The sequence below is a fragment of the Phenylobacterium sp. genome (assembly GCF_030654915.1).
Classification (GTDB): Bacteria; Pseudomonadota; Alphaproteobacteria; order Caulobacterales; family Caulobacteraceae; genus Phenylobacterium.
The window spans coordinates 1-14,660 of the sequence record NZ_JAURWM010000137.1 but is presented as its reverse complement, the minus strand read 5'-3'; the positions used below and the strand labels follow the sequence as shown (position 1 = coordinate 14,660).

Below are 14,660 nucleotides of genomic sequence, written 5' to 3'. Positions count from 1 at the left end.
GCGCCGGCTCGGCATCTACGGCCGCTCGAACGGCGGGGTGCTGACCACCGTCTCGATGACCCAGCATCCGGAACTTTGGAACGCCGTGGTGGTCGAGAGCCCGCTGGTGGACATGCTGCGCTACCACAAGCTCTCGGCCGGGGCGTCGTGGGTCGGTGAATACGGCGATCCGGACGTGCCGGAAGACCGCGCCTTCATCGCCAAGTACGATGGCTATCTGAACCTGCAGCCCGGCCAGACCTACCCCGAGCCCTATGTCACCACCAACACCCGCGACGACCGGGTCCACCCCGGCCACGCCCGCAAGTTCGCGGCCAAGCTTGAGGCGCTCGGCTACCCTTACCTCTATTACGAGAACACCTTCGGTGGGCACGCCAACGACGCCGACCCCGAGCTCAACGCCAAGCGCTGGGCCCGGCACTACGTCTATCTCAGCCAGAAGCTGATGGACTGAGGCGCATGCCGCTTCGCGGCCCCCTCACCTAGCCTCTCCCGAGGGAGAGGGACCGCTTCTCCTCTCCACGCCGGGGAGAGGTCGGGTGAGGGGAGCAGCCTAGAACGCCGCCCGGAAGGTGACCTGGTAGAGCACGCCGGAGCGCTCGCTTTCGCGTTCGCTGTCGTTGATGTCGCCGGCCGCGCGGTTGGCGAGGATTTCGTCGACCGAGTCGCCGTCATAGGTGCGGTAGGTCTCGCGCTTTTCCTTATCCAGCAGGTTCATCGCCGCCAGGCGCACCACGTAGCGGTCGCCGAAACGCTTCTCGACGAAGGCTTCCAGGTCCGGATCGTAGTCGACCGTCACGTCCTCATCGAGCCCGGTCTCGAAGCCCATGTCGCGGTCATAGAGGCTGGCGCCGAAGCTGGCGTTCCAGGTCGGGACCGTGTGCACGAAGCCGATGTTGTAGACGTAGCTCGGCTGGTTGGTGAACGGCCGGTTCTTGCCGGTGAAGGGATCCTTCACCTCACTGTCGAGCCAGGTGTAGTTGAAGAACAGGCCGGTGTTGGGCAGGCCGACCACATCCAGCGGCGTGGAGAAATCGAGTTCGACGCCCCAGGTTTTGCCCGATCCGACATTGCGCGGCTCGTACACCCGGCCCAGGCCCGAGGATGACACCTCGCTGCTGGCCACCAGCTCGATCAGATCCTTGATGTCGCGATAGAAGAAGTTGATCCCGACCACGCCCCGAGCGCCCAGGCGGCGCTCATAGCCGACGTCCAGGCCCCACGCCGTCTCGTTGTCCAGGCCAGGATTGCCGCGCAGATCGTCGTCATCGGTCGGCTCCTCCTCCGCCAGATAGGGCGCGAGCAAGTCGAAGTCCGGCCGGCGAACGGTGCGGGCGACCGAAGCGCGGAACTGGTCGACATCGGTTGGCCGATAGGTCGCGTGCAGCGACGGGTTCAGCTCGTCGGAATCCTTCGACACCTTACCGAGGTCGCTGGTCACGTCGCGCTTGGCCGTTTCGTAGCGAAGGCCGGCGTCGAAGGTCCACATGTCGTTCGGCTCGAACGTCAGCCGCACATACGGATCGATCCGCTGCTCCTCGACCTTATAGACAGCGCCCGGCGCCGGGTCAGGATCGCCGACCACGCCGTCGTCGATGTCGAAGCCGATCTCCGACCCGTCACGGGTCTTCTTCAGCAGATCGACCCCGAACTTCAGGTCCGCCGCGCCAGCCGTGAACTTGTAGAAGGCGCCCGCGCCCCACTCGGTGTCCTTGATGTCCAGGTCTACGTAGTCGTCCAGTTCGCGGTCCGAGAAGTCCGCCTCCTCGCCGACATCGACGCTGGTCTTGGTGTCTTCCTTGTAGCGCGACCAGTTGAGGTCGAGCCCCAGCGTGCCGGGGCCGGCGTCGAACTCGCCGTCCAGATCCAGGGCGTAGGTCTTCTGCTTGATGCGCTCGGCCTGGATTTCGAACTCATCGAAATCGCCGCGCGGCAGCTCGTTATAGGTGAGCGAGGTCTCGTCCTCGTCACGCTTGGTGTTCACGATCAGACCTGAGGCGCGGATCTTACCGCCGTCGAACCGGTGGGTGATCTCGCCATTGCCGGAGATGTCGACGCCGTCGCGGGTGTCGCTCTGGTACTCGACATTGTCGAAGTCGCCGAAGTCGCCGTCGTAGCGCAGGCTGACCTTCTGCTTGGGATTGCGGCGGCCCTGATAGTTCAGCCCGGCCCAATAGGTGGTGTCGCCCGAGGCCGAGGCGCCGGCATAGGCGATGGCGGCCGAGGGCCGGATCTTGCCGTCGTCGTTGATCAGGGCGCCGGCCTTCACGAAGCCGCCCGTGAGGGTCGCGCCTTCCTTCAGCACGACGTTCAGCGAGCCGGCCATGCCGTCGCTCGGCTGGTCGGCGCGAGGGCTGCGGATGATCTCGATGCGTTCGACCAACTCGGCCGGAATGCGGTCGACGAAGAAGCTGCGGTCGCCTTCGCCGCCTGGCGCGCGGCGGCCGTTGATCAGAATTTGGGTATAGCCGGGCGGCAGGCCGCGCATCGACACGCCGTCGAACTCCAGCACGTCGGAGGTGAAGGTCACGCCCGGCACGCGCTTCAGCATCTCGCCGACCGACACCGGTTCGAACCTTTGGAAATATTCGAGGTCGTAGGAGAGCACCGGATTGACGTCGGGCGCCCGGTTTCGAAAGGCGATCTCGCCCGTCACGATCAGTTCGGAGACCGGCGTGGCGGCGTCATCGGCCGACGCCGGCGTGGCCAGCAGCAGCGGCGCGGCCGCCACGCAGGCCAGCAAGGAAAAGCGCGTCATCTAGGTCCCCCGACGAGCGGGACGGTTGACCCGACCCCGCACAGCATGATTTGCAGCGCAGGGGATATATCTTGCGCAAGGAGTGGGGCCAGTGACGGTTTCTAAGCAATTTTTTATCAGTTTTGCGACAGTAGCCGCAATGTCCGCCCTCGTGACAGCCTGCGCGTCTGTCGATCCGGAAAGCGTCTCGGACTCGGCCGGAATGACCATCGGGACCGGCGTTCCCGTGCCCGCCTCCGGTGAGACGGCGGCGGTCGGCACCCAGGTTCGCGACGCCGCCGACGACCCGGAAATCTGGGCCGACCCGCGCGATCCTTCGCGCGGCGTCATCCTCGGCACCGACAAGCAGGCTGGGCTCTATGTCTACGGCCTGGACGGCAAGGACCGTCAGTTCCTGCCCGAAGGGCCGCTGAACAATGTCGATCTGCGGGACGGCTTCAAGGTGGCCGGCCGCGAGCAAGTGCTGATCGGGGCCAGCGATCGCAGGCGGATGGGCATCGCCTTCTTCCTGCTTGATCCGGGTAGCCTGAACGTCACGCCCTGGGGCATGACGCCTGTTCAGGTGAGCGAGCCCTACGGCTTCTGCATGGGGCGATTGGGCGACGACACCATCGCCGTGATGGTCGGCAAGGATGGCGACATCGCCCAGTTTTCCGTCACGGCGACGGACGGCAAGCCGAACCTCACCCTGACCCGAACCTTCGCGGTCGGCTCGCAGTCCGAGGGCTGCGTGATCGACGATGCGACCGGGACGCTGTTCATCGCCGAGGAGGCCAAGGGTATCTGGCGCTACAGTCTCGACCCCAAGAGCGGCTCGGCCCGCACCCTGCTGGCCGGCGCGCCGTCAGAGATCCTGAAGCCGGACGTCGAGGGCCTGACCTTGCTGCGTGAGGGGGCCAAAACCTATCTGCTGGCCTCAAGCCAAGGCGATAACGCTTTCGCTGTATGGCGGGTCGATGGCCCGCAAGCCGACTATGCGGGCCGCTTTTCGGTTGTGGGGGGAGCCGGCGCCGATCCGGTGACGGGGACCGATGGCCTGGCCGCCCTGGGCGGACCGGTGGGGGCCTTCCCCGAGGGCCTGATCGTGGTGCAGGACGACGCCGACACCGATGGCGAGGCGGCCTCGACCGTTCGCACGCGGCAGAACTTCAAGCTGGTCGACTGGCGCGCCGTGAAGGCGGCCCTGGCGATCAACTAGGCGCCCGGAGGCGTCGTGGGAGCTAGGCCCCGCGACGCCAATCGACCGCCATCTCCGGCTCGCGGAAGGCGAAACGCTTGAGGTGGCTTTCCATGACCTGTTCGAGCCGGCCAAGCCCTTCGGGATCGGAGGCCTGGCTGACGATCATCAACGTCTCGGGCGAGGCGCGCATCGACGCCTCGCCCATTTCGAAGGTGATACGCCCCTCGTGGCCTTCATAGGTGGCCGGGACCTTGTGGCCGAAGTGCTTGCAGAGCTGCACCATGTAGCGCTGGGCCTCAGTCGTGGGGATCGTGGCGCTGGATTTCATCTTGGTCTCCATGCTCAAACCCGTTCGATCTTGGCGGCGGCCTCGTCGATCGCCGCGGCGATGGCGTCGATCTGCTCGTCGGTCGGACGTTCACCCTGCAGCCGCAGCCGGAGCGCCACGCCGAGGTTCTGCATGGCCCGCTCGACGCGCGGCGAAGATCGCGGCGAGGATTGAGCCGCCTCGTCCAACCGAGCAAAAACCGCGTCGACGGCGGGGCGGTTCCGTTCCAGCGCCTCGGAGCCTGCGTCGGTCACCTCATAGGCCTTGCGACCGCCCTCGGCGCCGGTCTGACGAACGAAACCTTCGTCCTCCAGCAGGCTCAGGGTCGGATAGATCACGCCGGGGCTCGGCCGATAGGCGCCGCCGGTGCGCTCTTCCAGGGCGCGGATGAGTTCGTAGCCGTGGCCTGGCTTATCCTTCAGCAGGGCCAGGATCACGAAGCGCAGGTCGCCGTGCTCGAGCAGGCGCCCGATACGGCCGCCGCCGCCGCGCGGACCATGTCCGTGGCGCTCGCCGCCGCGGCCAAAGCCGCCGAACGCGCCTCTAGCGCGGTGCTCATGTTCGTGCCGCTTCATGTGATGTCGATACATTTTAGATCCTATTTAGATATGTCGATATTCGAGATATATCGCGATCGGATCGGAATTCAAGATATATCTTAGATAGTTTTTGAGAGAGTTTGCGCCCGCCGCCCCGGCAAATCCCAACCGCAGGGCCTATGGATGGCCGGCCCAAGATGCCGGCCATGACGAACCGGGGGGTGAGCACGCCCATTCCTCTCCCCCGGGAGAGGTTAGGTGAGGGGGCGCTGCGCAGCGGCGCTCTGCTGACGAATGATCATCAAAGGCGGTTGGGCCGAAAGGCCCCTCACCCAACCTCTCCCCGGCGGGGAAGGAGAAGGCTCGCCAGCCTCAAGCCCCGCGAAGGGTCTCGGCCAGCAGGCGCCCTTCGGCCGCGCGGCTGGAGCCGGCGCGCCAGGCAACCACGATCTCGCGGCTGGGATGATCGGCCTGCAGCGGCATGACCGAGATGTCGGCGGTGTCGGCCAGGCCCGCGGCGACGGCCATGGCAGGCAGGAAGGTGACGCCTAACCCTGAGCCCACCATCTGCACCAGGGTCGGCAGCGAGGTCGCGGCGAAGGCTTCCTCCTCCCCCGTGGCCTTGGGCGGGCGCAGGCCGCAGGCGGCCAGCGCGTGGTCGCGCAGGCAGTGGCCATCCTCGAGCAGGATCAGATCGTCACTCTCCATGGCCGAGGTCGGCGCCTCGCGCGCATGGGCCAGCGGATGGGTGCTGGGCAGGGCGGCCAGCAATTCGTCGTCGGAGACGTGGGCGTGGGCCAAGCCCGCCATGTCGTAGGGCAAGGCGATCAGGGCCGCGTCCAACTGGCCAGCCTTGAGGAGGGCGATCAGCCGGTGGGTCAGGTCTTCGCGCAGGTAGAGCCGCAGCTTGGGAAACCGCGTCCGCAACAGCGGCAGCGCCTTAGGCAGCAGATAGGGCGCGACGGTGGGGATGACGCCCAGCCGGAACCGGCCGGTCAGGGGGTGGCCGGCGTTGCGCGCCGACTGCACCATCTCCTCGGCCTCGTTGAGGATGGTGGTCGCGCGCGTGAGGGCGACCTCGCCGATCGCGGTCAGGATCACCCCCGAACGCGCCCGATCGACCACCGGACCGCCCAGGATCTTCTCAAGTTCCTGGACCCCGGCCGAAAGCGTCGGCTGGGTGACGTGCGCGGCGTCGGCGGCGCGGCCGAACGAGCCGTGCTCGGCGAGGAGCTTCAGGTACTGCATCTGGCGGAGGGTGGGCAGGTTCATGGACTACACATAGGAAAATTCTATCCAACTTCCATAAACAATCGATTGGCTATTTGCAGGCCGGGTCCCTATCTCACTCCCACGGCTTCGGCCGAACAGTTCAAATCATACGGAGAGACACATGCTGGGCGTTGGCGAAAAACTGCCGGAGTTCAAGGTTGTCGGCGTGAAGCCGAAGTTCAACCGCCATGAGGAAAACGGCGAAAGCGCCTTCGAGACCCTCAACAACGAATCCTTCCCCGGCAAGTGGAAGGTTATCTTCTTCTACCCGAAGGACTTCACCTTCGTTTGCCCGACCGAGATCGCGGAATTCGCGCGTCTGAACAGCCAATTCGAAGAGCGTGACGCTGTCGTGCTCGGCGGTTCGACCGACAACGAGCACTCCAAGCTCGGCTGGCGCCGGGAGCACCCGGACCTCAACAGCCTGGCCATCTGGAACTTCGCCGACAACTCCGGCAAGTTCGCGCGTGCGCTCGGCGTCCTGAACGAAGACGAAGGCGTCGCCCTGCGCGCCACCTTCGTGGTCGATCCGGACAACACCGTCCAGCACGTCTACGTCACGAACCTGAACGTGGGCCGCAACCCGGCCGACACCCTGCGGGTCCTCGACGCCCTGCAGACCGACGAACTGTGCCCGTGCAACCGTGCGGTTGGCGGCGAAACCTTGGCGGCGTAAGGGTCCTCCAGCCCTTTAGGGAGCAGCTCGCTTAAGCTTGAGCTGCTCCTACGTCGCCTCGTCCGGGAGCGCGCGATCTCCCCGCGCCTCCCGGACCCCCATTTTTACGAATTAGGAGTCCGCCATGTCGCTCGACGCCCTGCGTGAGACGCTGCCCGCCTATGCCAAGGACCTGAGCCTCAACCTGTCGAGCCTGGCCTCGGAAACCCTCCTGACCGACCAGCAGAAGTGGGGCACGTTCGTCGCCTCGGCCTATGCGATCGGCACGCCGGCCGTGATCAAGGCCGTGGACGCCGCCGCGCGTGACGCAGGCCTGTCCGACGAAGCCGCCACCGCCGCCAAGGCCGCCGCGGCGATCATGGGCATGAACAACGTCTATTACCGCACGCTGCACCTGCTCTCGAACCCGGAATACAAGACCCTGCCGGCCAAGCTGCGGATGAACATCCTGGCCAATCCGGGCGTCGACAAGATCGACTTCGAGCTGTGGTCCACCGCCGTCTCGGCCATCAACGGCTGCGGCATGTGCCTGGACGCTCACGAGTCCGAGCTGAAGAAGCACAGCGTCCCCAACACCGCGATCCAGGCCGCCTTGCGCATCGGCGCCGTGGTCAATGCGGTCAGCCGCGTCATCGCGGCCGAGACCGCCGCGGCGTCCTAAACTAACGCCTTCGCAAGCCGCGCCACCCCGCCCGCCATCGCGCGGGCGGGGAAGCCGGTGAAGCCCAGCATCAGGCCCGAGCGGGGCGTCGCCTGGCGGTAGAGCCGGCTGATCGCCCGCACCGACAAGCCGGCCGCCGCGGCCTGAGCCTCGACCTCCAGGTCCGAGCGGCCGTCCTTGAGATAGGCCGTCAGGTGCATGCCGCCGTCCGGAACCTCGACCTCCATCACCGCGCCTAGCCGCGCCGATAGCTCCGCGGCGAGCACGTCGCGCTGTTCCTTGTAGGCCACCCGCCGCCGGCGGATGTGGGCGGCGAACTGCCCCTCGGCCATGAAGTCCAGCACGATGGCCTGGGTCAGGGTCGGCGGCTGGCGGTCCATCAGTTGGCGCGCATTGGCGAAGGCTCCGGCCAGGGCCGGCGGAACGACGGCGTAGCCAAGGCGCAGGCCAGGGAAGAGCGCCTTGTTCAGCGTCCCAACATAGATCACCCGCTCGCCGCCATCGAGGCCCTGGAGCGAGGCCAGCGGCGGGCCGTCGTAGCGAAACTCCGAGGCGTAATCGTCCTCGATGATCCAGGCGCCGGTCTCCCGCGCCCATGCCAAGAGTTCCAGCCGACGCCCCATCGAAAGCGTCACCCCCAGCGGATACTGGTGCGACGGCGTCACGCAGACCACCTTGGCGTCCGGCGCGGCGGCGACGCCCTGCGCGACTACAATGCCGGAGCGGTCGACCGGCACATAGCTGACCTCCGCGCCAGCCGAGACCAGGGCGTGGCGGGTGGCCAGATAGCCCGGGTCCTCCATCCAGACCGCGTCGCCCGGCTTCAGCAGCACCCGCACGGCGATATCCACCGCATGCTGGGCGCCGGCGGTGACGATCACTTGGTCCGGGGTGCAGGCCACGCCCCTAGCCGCATGCAGATACTCGGCGATCGCCGCGCGAAGTTCGGCGTCGCCGCGCGGATCGGAATAGCCGAAATGCACCGGCCCCAGAGTTCGCAGCGCCCGCCGGGTGGACCTGGACCAGGCGTCGAACGCCCGGGCGTCGAGTAGGGTGCGGCCGGTGGAAAATAGCCGCGCTTCCGGTTGGGGCGCCGGCAGCGCCAGCTCGTCGAGATCGCGCACGCGGTCCGGGATGCTGGGCGGGGCGCTGCGCGGCTCCACGACCGCCGGCCGCAGTTCAGCCACCCCGGAGAGGTCCTGCGAGACATAGGTGCCCGAACCCCCGCGGGAGGCCGCATAACCCTCGGCCAGCAGCTGCTCATAGGCCGCCACCACCGAGGCTCGCGCCACCCCGAGCCGGGCGGCGAAATCACGGCTGGAGGGCAGGCGCCCGCCGGGCTTCAGCGCCCCGCTCAGGATCGCCGCGCGCACCTGGTCATAGACCTGGCGGATGACCGGGGCGCCGGCTTGCGGCGAACGCCAGGGATAGATCTCGGCCCAGCTCATCGGCGGCTCCCGGGAAAAGTGGTTCGGCATATTAACATTGATTGGACCTACATGGCAGACCGCTTGGCGGTTAGGCAGGTCTCCGAAAGGAACCCCCATGACGCACGCCTTCACCCCCACCGCCCGGTCGAAAGCCCGGCGCAAGCCGGACCGGGCCGCCTATGACGAGGCGCAGGTGTTCGCCATCCTCGACGCCGGCGTGCTCTGTCACGTGGGCTATGTGCTGGACGGCCAGCCGTTCGTGACGCCGACCACCTATTGGCGGGAAGGCCGCAAGCTCTACTGGCATGGGTCGGCCGCCAGCCGGATGATCAAGGCCCAGGCCGGCGGACTGCCCGTCTGCCTGACCGTCAGTCATGTGGATGGGCTGGTGCTGGCGCGTTCCGGCATCTCCCACTCGATGAACTATCGCTCGGTCATGGTGTTCGGCCGCGCGCGGGAGGTCGAAGGCCTGGAGGCCAAGCGGCTGGCGATGAGCGCCTTCATCGACCGCCTCTATCCAGGTCGTTCAGCCGAACTGCCGCTGGCCCACGATAACGAGATCAAGCAGATCGGCCTGGTCGAGATGCTCATTGAAGAGGCCTCGGCCAAGCGCCGCACCGGCGGATCGAAGCACGGCGCCGACGAGGCCCAAGACGCGGTCTGGAGCGGGGTGATCCCGATCACCACGGTGGTCGGCCGACGGATGGCCGACGCCGACATGAGCGCCGGACTACAACCCTCGGCTAGTCTGGCGCCCTATGTCGAGGGCGCCCGCTTCGACGACGTGCTGGCGGCCCTCGCCCTCTGACTTCAGTCAGGCTTTCCGGTCTCGACGTAAACCTTCAGGCGGGCGACCTGCGCGCCCAGCACGAAGTCCACCGGCTTGGCCCAGGTCTGCGCCAGCCCGCCCTTGGCGTAGCCGCCGACGTCATAGGTGAGCGTGAGGACGGTCTTGGCGGGATCGGGGGCCTTGGTCAGTTCGAAGCTCAGATGGCCGGCGGCGCCGGTGGTCTGAAGCGGTCCAAGTCCGCCGAACATCTTCAGCGCGACAGGGTCTGAATAGACCACGCTCATATGGCGCACGAAGCCGCCTGGCAGCGTCTCGCAGAAGCAACCCGCCGCATCGATCGACAGGTTCCCGGCCTTGCCTGAATAGGTGTGGTCGTCGCTCCACCAGCGTCCGATATCCTGGACAGCCGCCCGCGCCTTGGCCTGCGGGGCGTCGATATTGACCACATGTCGGATCTGGAAGCCGGCGGCCGACTGATCGGTCACCTCGGCCTGGGCGGCGAACGGCGCCGTCGTCAGCATCACGGCAAGCAAGAACCGCATGGTCCTGTCTCCCTAAATCGCCTCGAAGCTCAGCGGCCCGCCCCAGAAGGTCTCGACCAAGGTGTGCTGTGCGCCGGGCTTGCCGGTGGTCAAGAACCGCCGCCCACCGCCCTCGCCCGCACGGTATTGCGGGTGCTTGGCGAGATAGGCCTCCAGGGCGGCGGCGGTCGCGCCCGGCTGGTGGATCAAGGGCGTGCCGGGCTTGAGCGCCGCCCGGAAGATGTCGGCGACAATCTCGTAATGGGTGCAGCCCAGGATCGCCCGGTCCGGCGCGCGGCCGATACGGCTGCTGATCGCCGCGACATGCGCCTGGATGGCGGTGGCCAACTCCACCGCGCCGGCGCCAGCCTCGATCATCGACGCCAGATGCGGGCAAGGTTCGGCGAACACCGCCACGTCCTGCCGGCGCTTGTCGATCTCGATCTCATAGACCCGCGAGCGCGCAGTGGCCGGCGTGCAGAACACCGCCAGGATATCGAGCTTCTCAACCTTCTCGCCGCGCCGCTCGGCCTCGTGCTCCCACGGCACGCCGGTGGCCGCCTCGATGGTCGGAACAATGATGCCCAGGATGTTCACCGGCCGGCCGATCTGCTTGCGATAGGCCGGCAGCCAGGTCTGCTGCAGCCGTCGCAAGGCGATGCCCGACGCGGTGTTGCAAGCCAGGACCACCAGGTCGCAGCCCTGAGCGAACAGGGTCTCGCAGCCGCGCCGGGTCAGGTCGACAATCTCCTCGCCGTCACGCCCGCCGTAGGGCGCGTTGGCCTGGTCGGCCAAATAGACAAAGTCCGCGTTCGGCATCGCCTGCACGAGCGCACGGTGGATGGACAAGCCGCCCACGCCGGAATCGAAAACGCCAATAGCCATGCCCTTCGATGTACCCGCCAGGCGGATCGACGTCCATGCGCCGGGTCGCGGCCATGGTTCGCCGAACTTGGAGATTTCGGATTGACGAACCCGTCATTCTGACATATTTGTCAGTCCGAGCTTCACAGTATGGCGCGTACCCCCCGGCGGACAGCCCTCGACAGGCCATCCGCGCACTTCTGCATCGGCCAACCTGGATCGAGACCCCTACCCATGTCCCTACCCGCCCGCGCGCTAGACAACCTGCCCCCCGACGACCCGGCCTCGACCTGGGTGATCGGGGTCGAGGTCGACCTCGCCACCGCCCTGGCGCTGGCGCGCGCCTCGACCAAGGCGCTGCTGGAACTGTCTCCCCTGGCCCATCGCGAAATCACCGCGGCCCTCGAACACGAGATCCAGATCCTGGAGCAACAGAGCGACCCCCTCTCGCTGGCCGCCGCCAATGCGGTGAAGCAGTATCTTCCCGAGGCAGCCTGACCACCCCCCGTCGTCCCATGCGGGTCAATCTTGAGGCCCGGGCCGCGGCAGCTGAGAACCGCAAGGCGCAGACGCGCGAGCGGCTGCTGGAAGCGGCCATCGTCGTCATCGGCGAGAAGGGCTTCGACGCTTCGTCGGTGGAGGATTTCGTGGCCGCCGCCGATGTCTCGCGCGGCACCTTCTACAATTACTTCCCGACGATGGAGGACCTGCTGCGCGCGGTCCGCCGCAAGCTGACCGACGCCCTGATGGCCGTGCTCGACGCCCATCTGCCGCCCAGCATCCCGGCCTCCTCGCGGCTCGCCACCCGACTTCACAGCCACTTCGCCCTAGTCAGCAACGACCCGGCCTGGGGCTGGGTCGTGATGCGGCTGGACGCCACCCGGCTTGGGCGCACCCCGGCGATGGAAGAAAGCTTCGACCGAATGTACCGCGACGGCGTCGCCGCCGGCGAGTTCCGGCAAGCCGACCCCCTGGCCATTCGCAGCCTGACCTTCGGAACCAGCCGCATGGTTCAGCGCGACATCCTGCTGGGCCTCGCCACCCCCAACCACAAGGAGCGCGTGGTCGCCCTCCTGCTGGTCACCTTCGGCCTCACGCCGGAAGACGCCGAACGCATCAGCCATGAATCGGCGCTGCGCGCCGCGCAGATCCAACACCAGGTCACACCACACGCGGTCTGACGTCACATTACGAGCCCGTCATGTGACGGCGGGAAGACTTGACCCTAAGGTCCAGCCAACTTCGCTCAAGCTCTCCCGGAGACCCTATGAAACGGCGCACGTTCCTTGCCGCATCCGGCGCACTCGCCGCCGCCGCGACCCTCCCCATCAGCGCGCTCGCCCAAGCCGGCGCCGCCGCGATGACCGCGGAATGGACCGGCCCCTATGGCGGCGTGCCGGCCTTCGACAAGGTGCGGACCGCCGACTTCGTCCCCGCCCTGAACGCCGCGATGAAGGCAGACACCGCCGAGATCGACGCGATCGCGAGCAACCGCGCCGCGCCGACCTTCGACAACACCATCGCGGCGCTGGAACGCTCGGGCGGCATGCTCGACCGTGTCGACACCTTCTATGGCGTCTGGAGCGGCACGCTCTCGACCCCGGAGATGCGGGCCATCGAAAAGGAAATGTCGCCCAAGCTGTCGGCCCACAGCGACGAAACCCTGCAAAACGCCAAGCTCTTCGCGCGCATCGAGGCGGTCTACAACGACCGCGCCAAGCTGACGCCCGAGCAGCAGCGCCTGACCTGGGTCTATTGGAACCGCTTCGTGCGCGCCGGCGCCAAGTTGTCGCCCGCCGACAAGGCCCGCGTGGCCCAGATCAACCAGGAACTGGCTGGCCTGTTCACCAACTTCAGCCAGAACTTGTTGGCTGACGAGACCGACTACGTCCTCTATCTGCGCACCGAGAGCGAGCTGGCCGGCCTGCCCGACGACGTCCGCGCCGCCGCCGCGACCGCGGCCGAGGAACGTGGCCGCAAGGGCGAGTACGCCTTCCTCAACACCCGGTCCTCGATGGACCCGTTCCTGACCTATTCGAAGCGCCGCGACCTGCGCGAGAAGGTCTGGCGCACCTATTACAGCCGTGGCGACAACGGCGACGCCAAGGACAACAACGCCAATATCCAGAAGATCCTGAAGCTGCGCTACGAGCGCGCCCAGCTGCTGGGTTTCCCGACCCACGCCCACTGGCGTCTCGACAACGCCATGGCCAAGACCCCCGACGCGGCCATGGAGCTGATGATGCGGGTCTGGCCCTCGGCCATCGCCAGGGTGAAGGACGAGGTCGCCGAGATGCAGGCGATCGCCGACCAGGAAAAGTCGGGCGTCAAGATCGAGCCTTGGGACTACCGCTTCTACGCCGAGAAGGTGCGCAGCGCCCGCTACGACCTCGATATGAACCAGATCAAGCCGTACATGCAGATGGAGAAGCTGCGCGAGGGCATGTTCTGGGCCGCGGGCCAGGTCTACGGCTTCAGCTTCGTGCCGGTTTCGGGCCTGCCGGTCGCCCATCCCGACATCCGCGTCTGGGAAGTGAAGGGACGAGACGGCCAGCATATCGGCCTCTGGTACTTCGACCCCTATGCGCGGACCGGCAAGCGCTCCGGCGCCTGGATGAACGCCTATCGAAACCAGCAGAAATTCGACAAGCCGATCACCACGATCGTCTCCAACAACTCGAACTTCGTGAAGGGCGCCCCCGGTGAGCCGGTGCTGATCTCCTGGGACGACGCCGAGACCATGTTCCACGAGTTCGGCCACGCCATCCACGGCCTGAACTCCAACGTGAACTATCCCACGGTGTCGGGCACCAACGTCGCCCGCGACTATGTGGAGTTCCCCAGCCAGATCAACGAGCACTGGCTGCCGACCAAGCAGGTCCTGTCGCGGTTCGCCCTGCACCATAAGACCGGCGAGCCGATCCCGCAGGCCCTGGTCGACAAGCTGGAAAAGGCCAAGACCTTCCGCCAAGGCTTCGACGTCACCGAGTATCTGTCCTCGGCGCTGATCGACATGAAGCTGCACCTGGCCGGCGGCGCGGACATCGATCCCGACGCCTTTGAGCGCGATGAGCTGACCAAGCTCGGCATGCCGCCTCAGGTCGTGATGCGCCACCGCACCCCGCAGTTCGGTCACGTCTTCGCCTCCGACGGCTATTCGGCCGGCTATTACAGCTACCTGTGGTCGGAGACCCTGGCCCTGGACGTGGTGGACGCCTTCAAGGCCTCCCCCGGCGGCATGTACGACACGGCCATGGCCCAAAAGCTGCACGACAACGTCATGAGCGTCGGCAACTCCATCGACCCGGCCATCGCCTATCGCAACCTGATGGGCCGCGACGTCGACGTGAAGGCCTACCTTCGCGACAAGGGCTTCCCGACCACCTGACCACCGCGCCCTTAGCTAGGGAGGCGGATTTACTGGACACCCCGCTCGTTCGCCGATCTGGCGGCTCACAGCTCGCTGTGGCCGCCGTTTTGGCGGCTCAGGCCGCGAGCAGCGCGCGAGCGGCGAGTTCGATCCCAAGCACGCCGAGGCAGCATAGGAAGCCGATACGGAACGTCTTGGCGCCGATCTTCCCGCGGAGGATCGTGCCGATCCACAGGCCGATCAGGGCTGGGATGATCGCCAGCGCAGACAG

Annotated in this window: 15 protein-coding genes; 8 read left to right on the top strand and 7 right to left on the bottom strand. The window is 66.8% G+C overall.

Annotated features, from left to right (window positions below):
* The coding region (locus tag Q7T84_RS07175) for a prolyl oligopeptidase family serine peptidase (protein WP_304807170.1) at positions 1-454 on the top strand (454 nt) is incomplete at its 5' end.
* Between the two features lie 99 nt (positions 455-553).
* Here Q7T84_RS07175 and Q7T84_RS07170 read toward each other — a convergent pair.
* Entirely contained in the window at positions 554-2,758 is a 2,205-nt protein-coding gene (locus Q7T84_RS07170) for a TonB-dependent siderophore receptor (RefSeq protein ID WP_304807168.1), read from the bottom strand.
* A gap of 139 nt (positions 2,759-2,897) precedes the next feature.
* Between Q7T84_RS07170 and Q7T84_RS07165 the strand changes: the two genes are divergently transcribed.
* Positions 2,898-3,956 carry a phytase gene (locus tag Q7T84_RS07165; RefSeq protein WP_304807166.1) on the top strand — a complete coding sequence of 353 codons (1,059 nt, stop codon included), beginning with the start codon at positions 2,898-2,900 and terminating at the stop codon, positions 3,954-3,956.
* 22 nt (positions 3,957-3,978) lie between these two features.
* Here the strand turns inward: Q7T84_RS07165 and Q7T84_RS07160 are convergent, their stop codons facing one another.
* From Q7T84_RS07160 to Q7T84_RS07150, 3 genes are all read right to left on the bottom strand, one after another.
* Complete coding sequence (locus Q7T84_RS07160) at positions 3,979-4,266, bottom strand: DUF2218 domain-containing protein (RefSeq protein ID WP_304807164.1); 288 nt, start codon at positions 4,264-4,266, stop codon at positions 3,979-3,981.
* Positions 4,267-4,280: 14 nt separating this feature from the next.
* Positions 4,281-4,841 carry a PadR family transcriptional regulator gene (locus tag Q7T84_RS07155; protein WP_304807162.1) on the bottom strand — a complete coding sequence of 187 codons (561 nt, stop codon included), beginning with the start codon at positions 4,839-4,841 and terminating at the stop codon, positions 4,281-4,283.
* A 336-nt stretch (positions 4,842-5,177) separates the two neighbouring features.
* Complete coding sequence (locus Q7T84_RS07150) at positions 5,178-6,077, bottom strand: hydrogen peroxide-inducible genes activator (RefSeq protein ID WP_304807159.1); 900 nt, start codon at positions 6,075-6,077, stop codon at positions 5,178-5,180.
* A 121-nt stretch (positions 6,078-6,198) separates the two neighbouring features.
* Between Q7T84_RS07150 and Q7T84_RS07145 the strand changes: the two genes are divergently transcribed.
* Together Q7T84_RS07145 and Q7T84_RS07140 are read left to right on the top strand one after the other, a co-directional pair.
* The gene (locus Q7T84_RS07145; RefSeq protein WP_304807157.1) at positions 6,199-6,753 is read left to right on the top strand and encodes a peroxiredoxin; all 555 of its coding nucleotides are present in this window, start codon (positions 6,199-6,201) and stop codon (positions 6,751-6,753) included.
* Positions 6,754-6,877: 124 nt separating this feature from the next.
* Positions 6,878-7,414: a carboxymuconolactone decarboxylase family protein gene (locus Q7T84_RS07140; RefSeq protein WP_304807155.1), complete on the top strand. Its 537-nt coding sequence runs from the start codon at positions 6,878-6,880 to the stop codon at positions 7,412-7,414.
* Here the strand turns inward: Q7T84_RS07140 and Q7T84_RS07135 are convergent.
* Positions 7,411-8,862 (bottom strand): PLP-dependent aminotransferase family protein, encoded by a 1,452-nt coding sequence (locus Q7T84_RS07135; protein ID WP_304807153.1) that lies wholly within the window; start codon positions 8,860-8,862, stop codon positions 7,411-7,413. The two genes, Q7T84_RS07140 and Q7T84_RS07135, sit on opposite strands and share 4 nt — an antisense overlap.
* A 97-nt stretch (positions 8,863-8,959) precedes the next feature.
* On the opposite strand from Q7T84_RS07135, the gene Q7T84_RS07130 reads away from it, so the two are divergent.
* Complete coding sequence (locus tag Q7T84_RS07130; RefSeq protein ID WP_304807151.1) at positions 8,960-9,652, top strand: pyridoxamine 5'-phosphate oxidase family protein; 693 nt, start codon at positions 8,960-8,962, stop codon at positions 9,650-9,652.
* Positions 9,653-9,654: 2 nt separating this feature from the next.
* Here Q7T84_RS07130 and Q7T84_RS07125 read toward each other — a convergent pair whose 3' ends face one another.
* Both Q7T84_RS07125 and Q7T84_RS07120 read right to left on the bottom strand, forming a co-directional pair.
* Complete coding sequence (locus Q7T84_RS07125; RefSeq protein WP_304807149.1) at positions 9,655-10,176, bottom strand: ATPase; 522 nt, start codon at positions 10,174-10,176, stop codon at positions 9,655-9,657.
* Positions 10,177-10,188: 12 nt separating this feature from the next.
* Positions 10,189-11,040, bottom strand: coding sequence for a glutamate racemase (locus tag Q7T84_RS07120; RefSeq protein ID WP_304807146.1), 852 nt, complete (start codon positions 11,038-11,040; stop codon positions 10,189-10,191).
* A 213-nt stretch (positions 11,041-11,253) separates the two neighbouring features.
* Here Q7T84_RS07120 and Q7T84_RS07115 point away from each other — a divergent pair, with 213 nt between their 5' ends.
* From Q7T84_RS07115 to Q7T84_RS07105, 3 genes are all read left to right on the top strand, one after another.
* Complete coding sequence (locus Q7T84_RS07115; protein ID WP_304807144.1) at positions 11,254-11,517, top strand: hypothetical protein; 264 nt, start codon at positions 11,254-11,256, stop codon at positions 11,515-11,517.
* A 17-nt stretch (positions 11,518-11,534) separates the two neighbouring features.
* Positions 11,535-12,200, top strand: coding sequence for a TetR/AcrR family transcriptional regulator (locus Q7T84_RS07110; protein WP_304807141.1), 666 nt, complete (start codon positions 11,535-11,537; stop codon positions 12,198-12,200).
* An 86-nt stretch (positions 12,201-12,286) separates the two neighbouring features.
* Positions 12,287-14,407: a M3 family metallopeptidase gene (locus tag Q7T84_RS07105; RefSeq protein WP_304807139.1), complete on the top strand. Its 2,121-nt coding sequence runs from the start codon at positions 12,287-12,289 to the stop codon at positions 14,405-14,407.
* Positions 14,408-14,660: the final 253 nt, after the last annotated feature.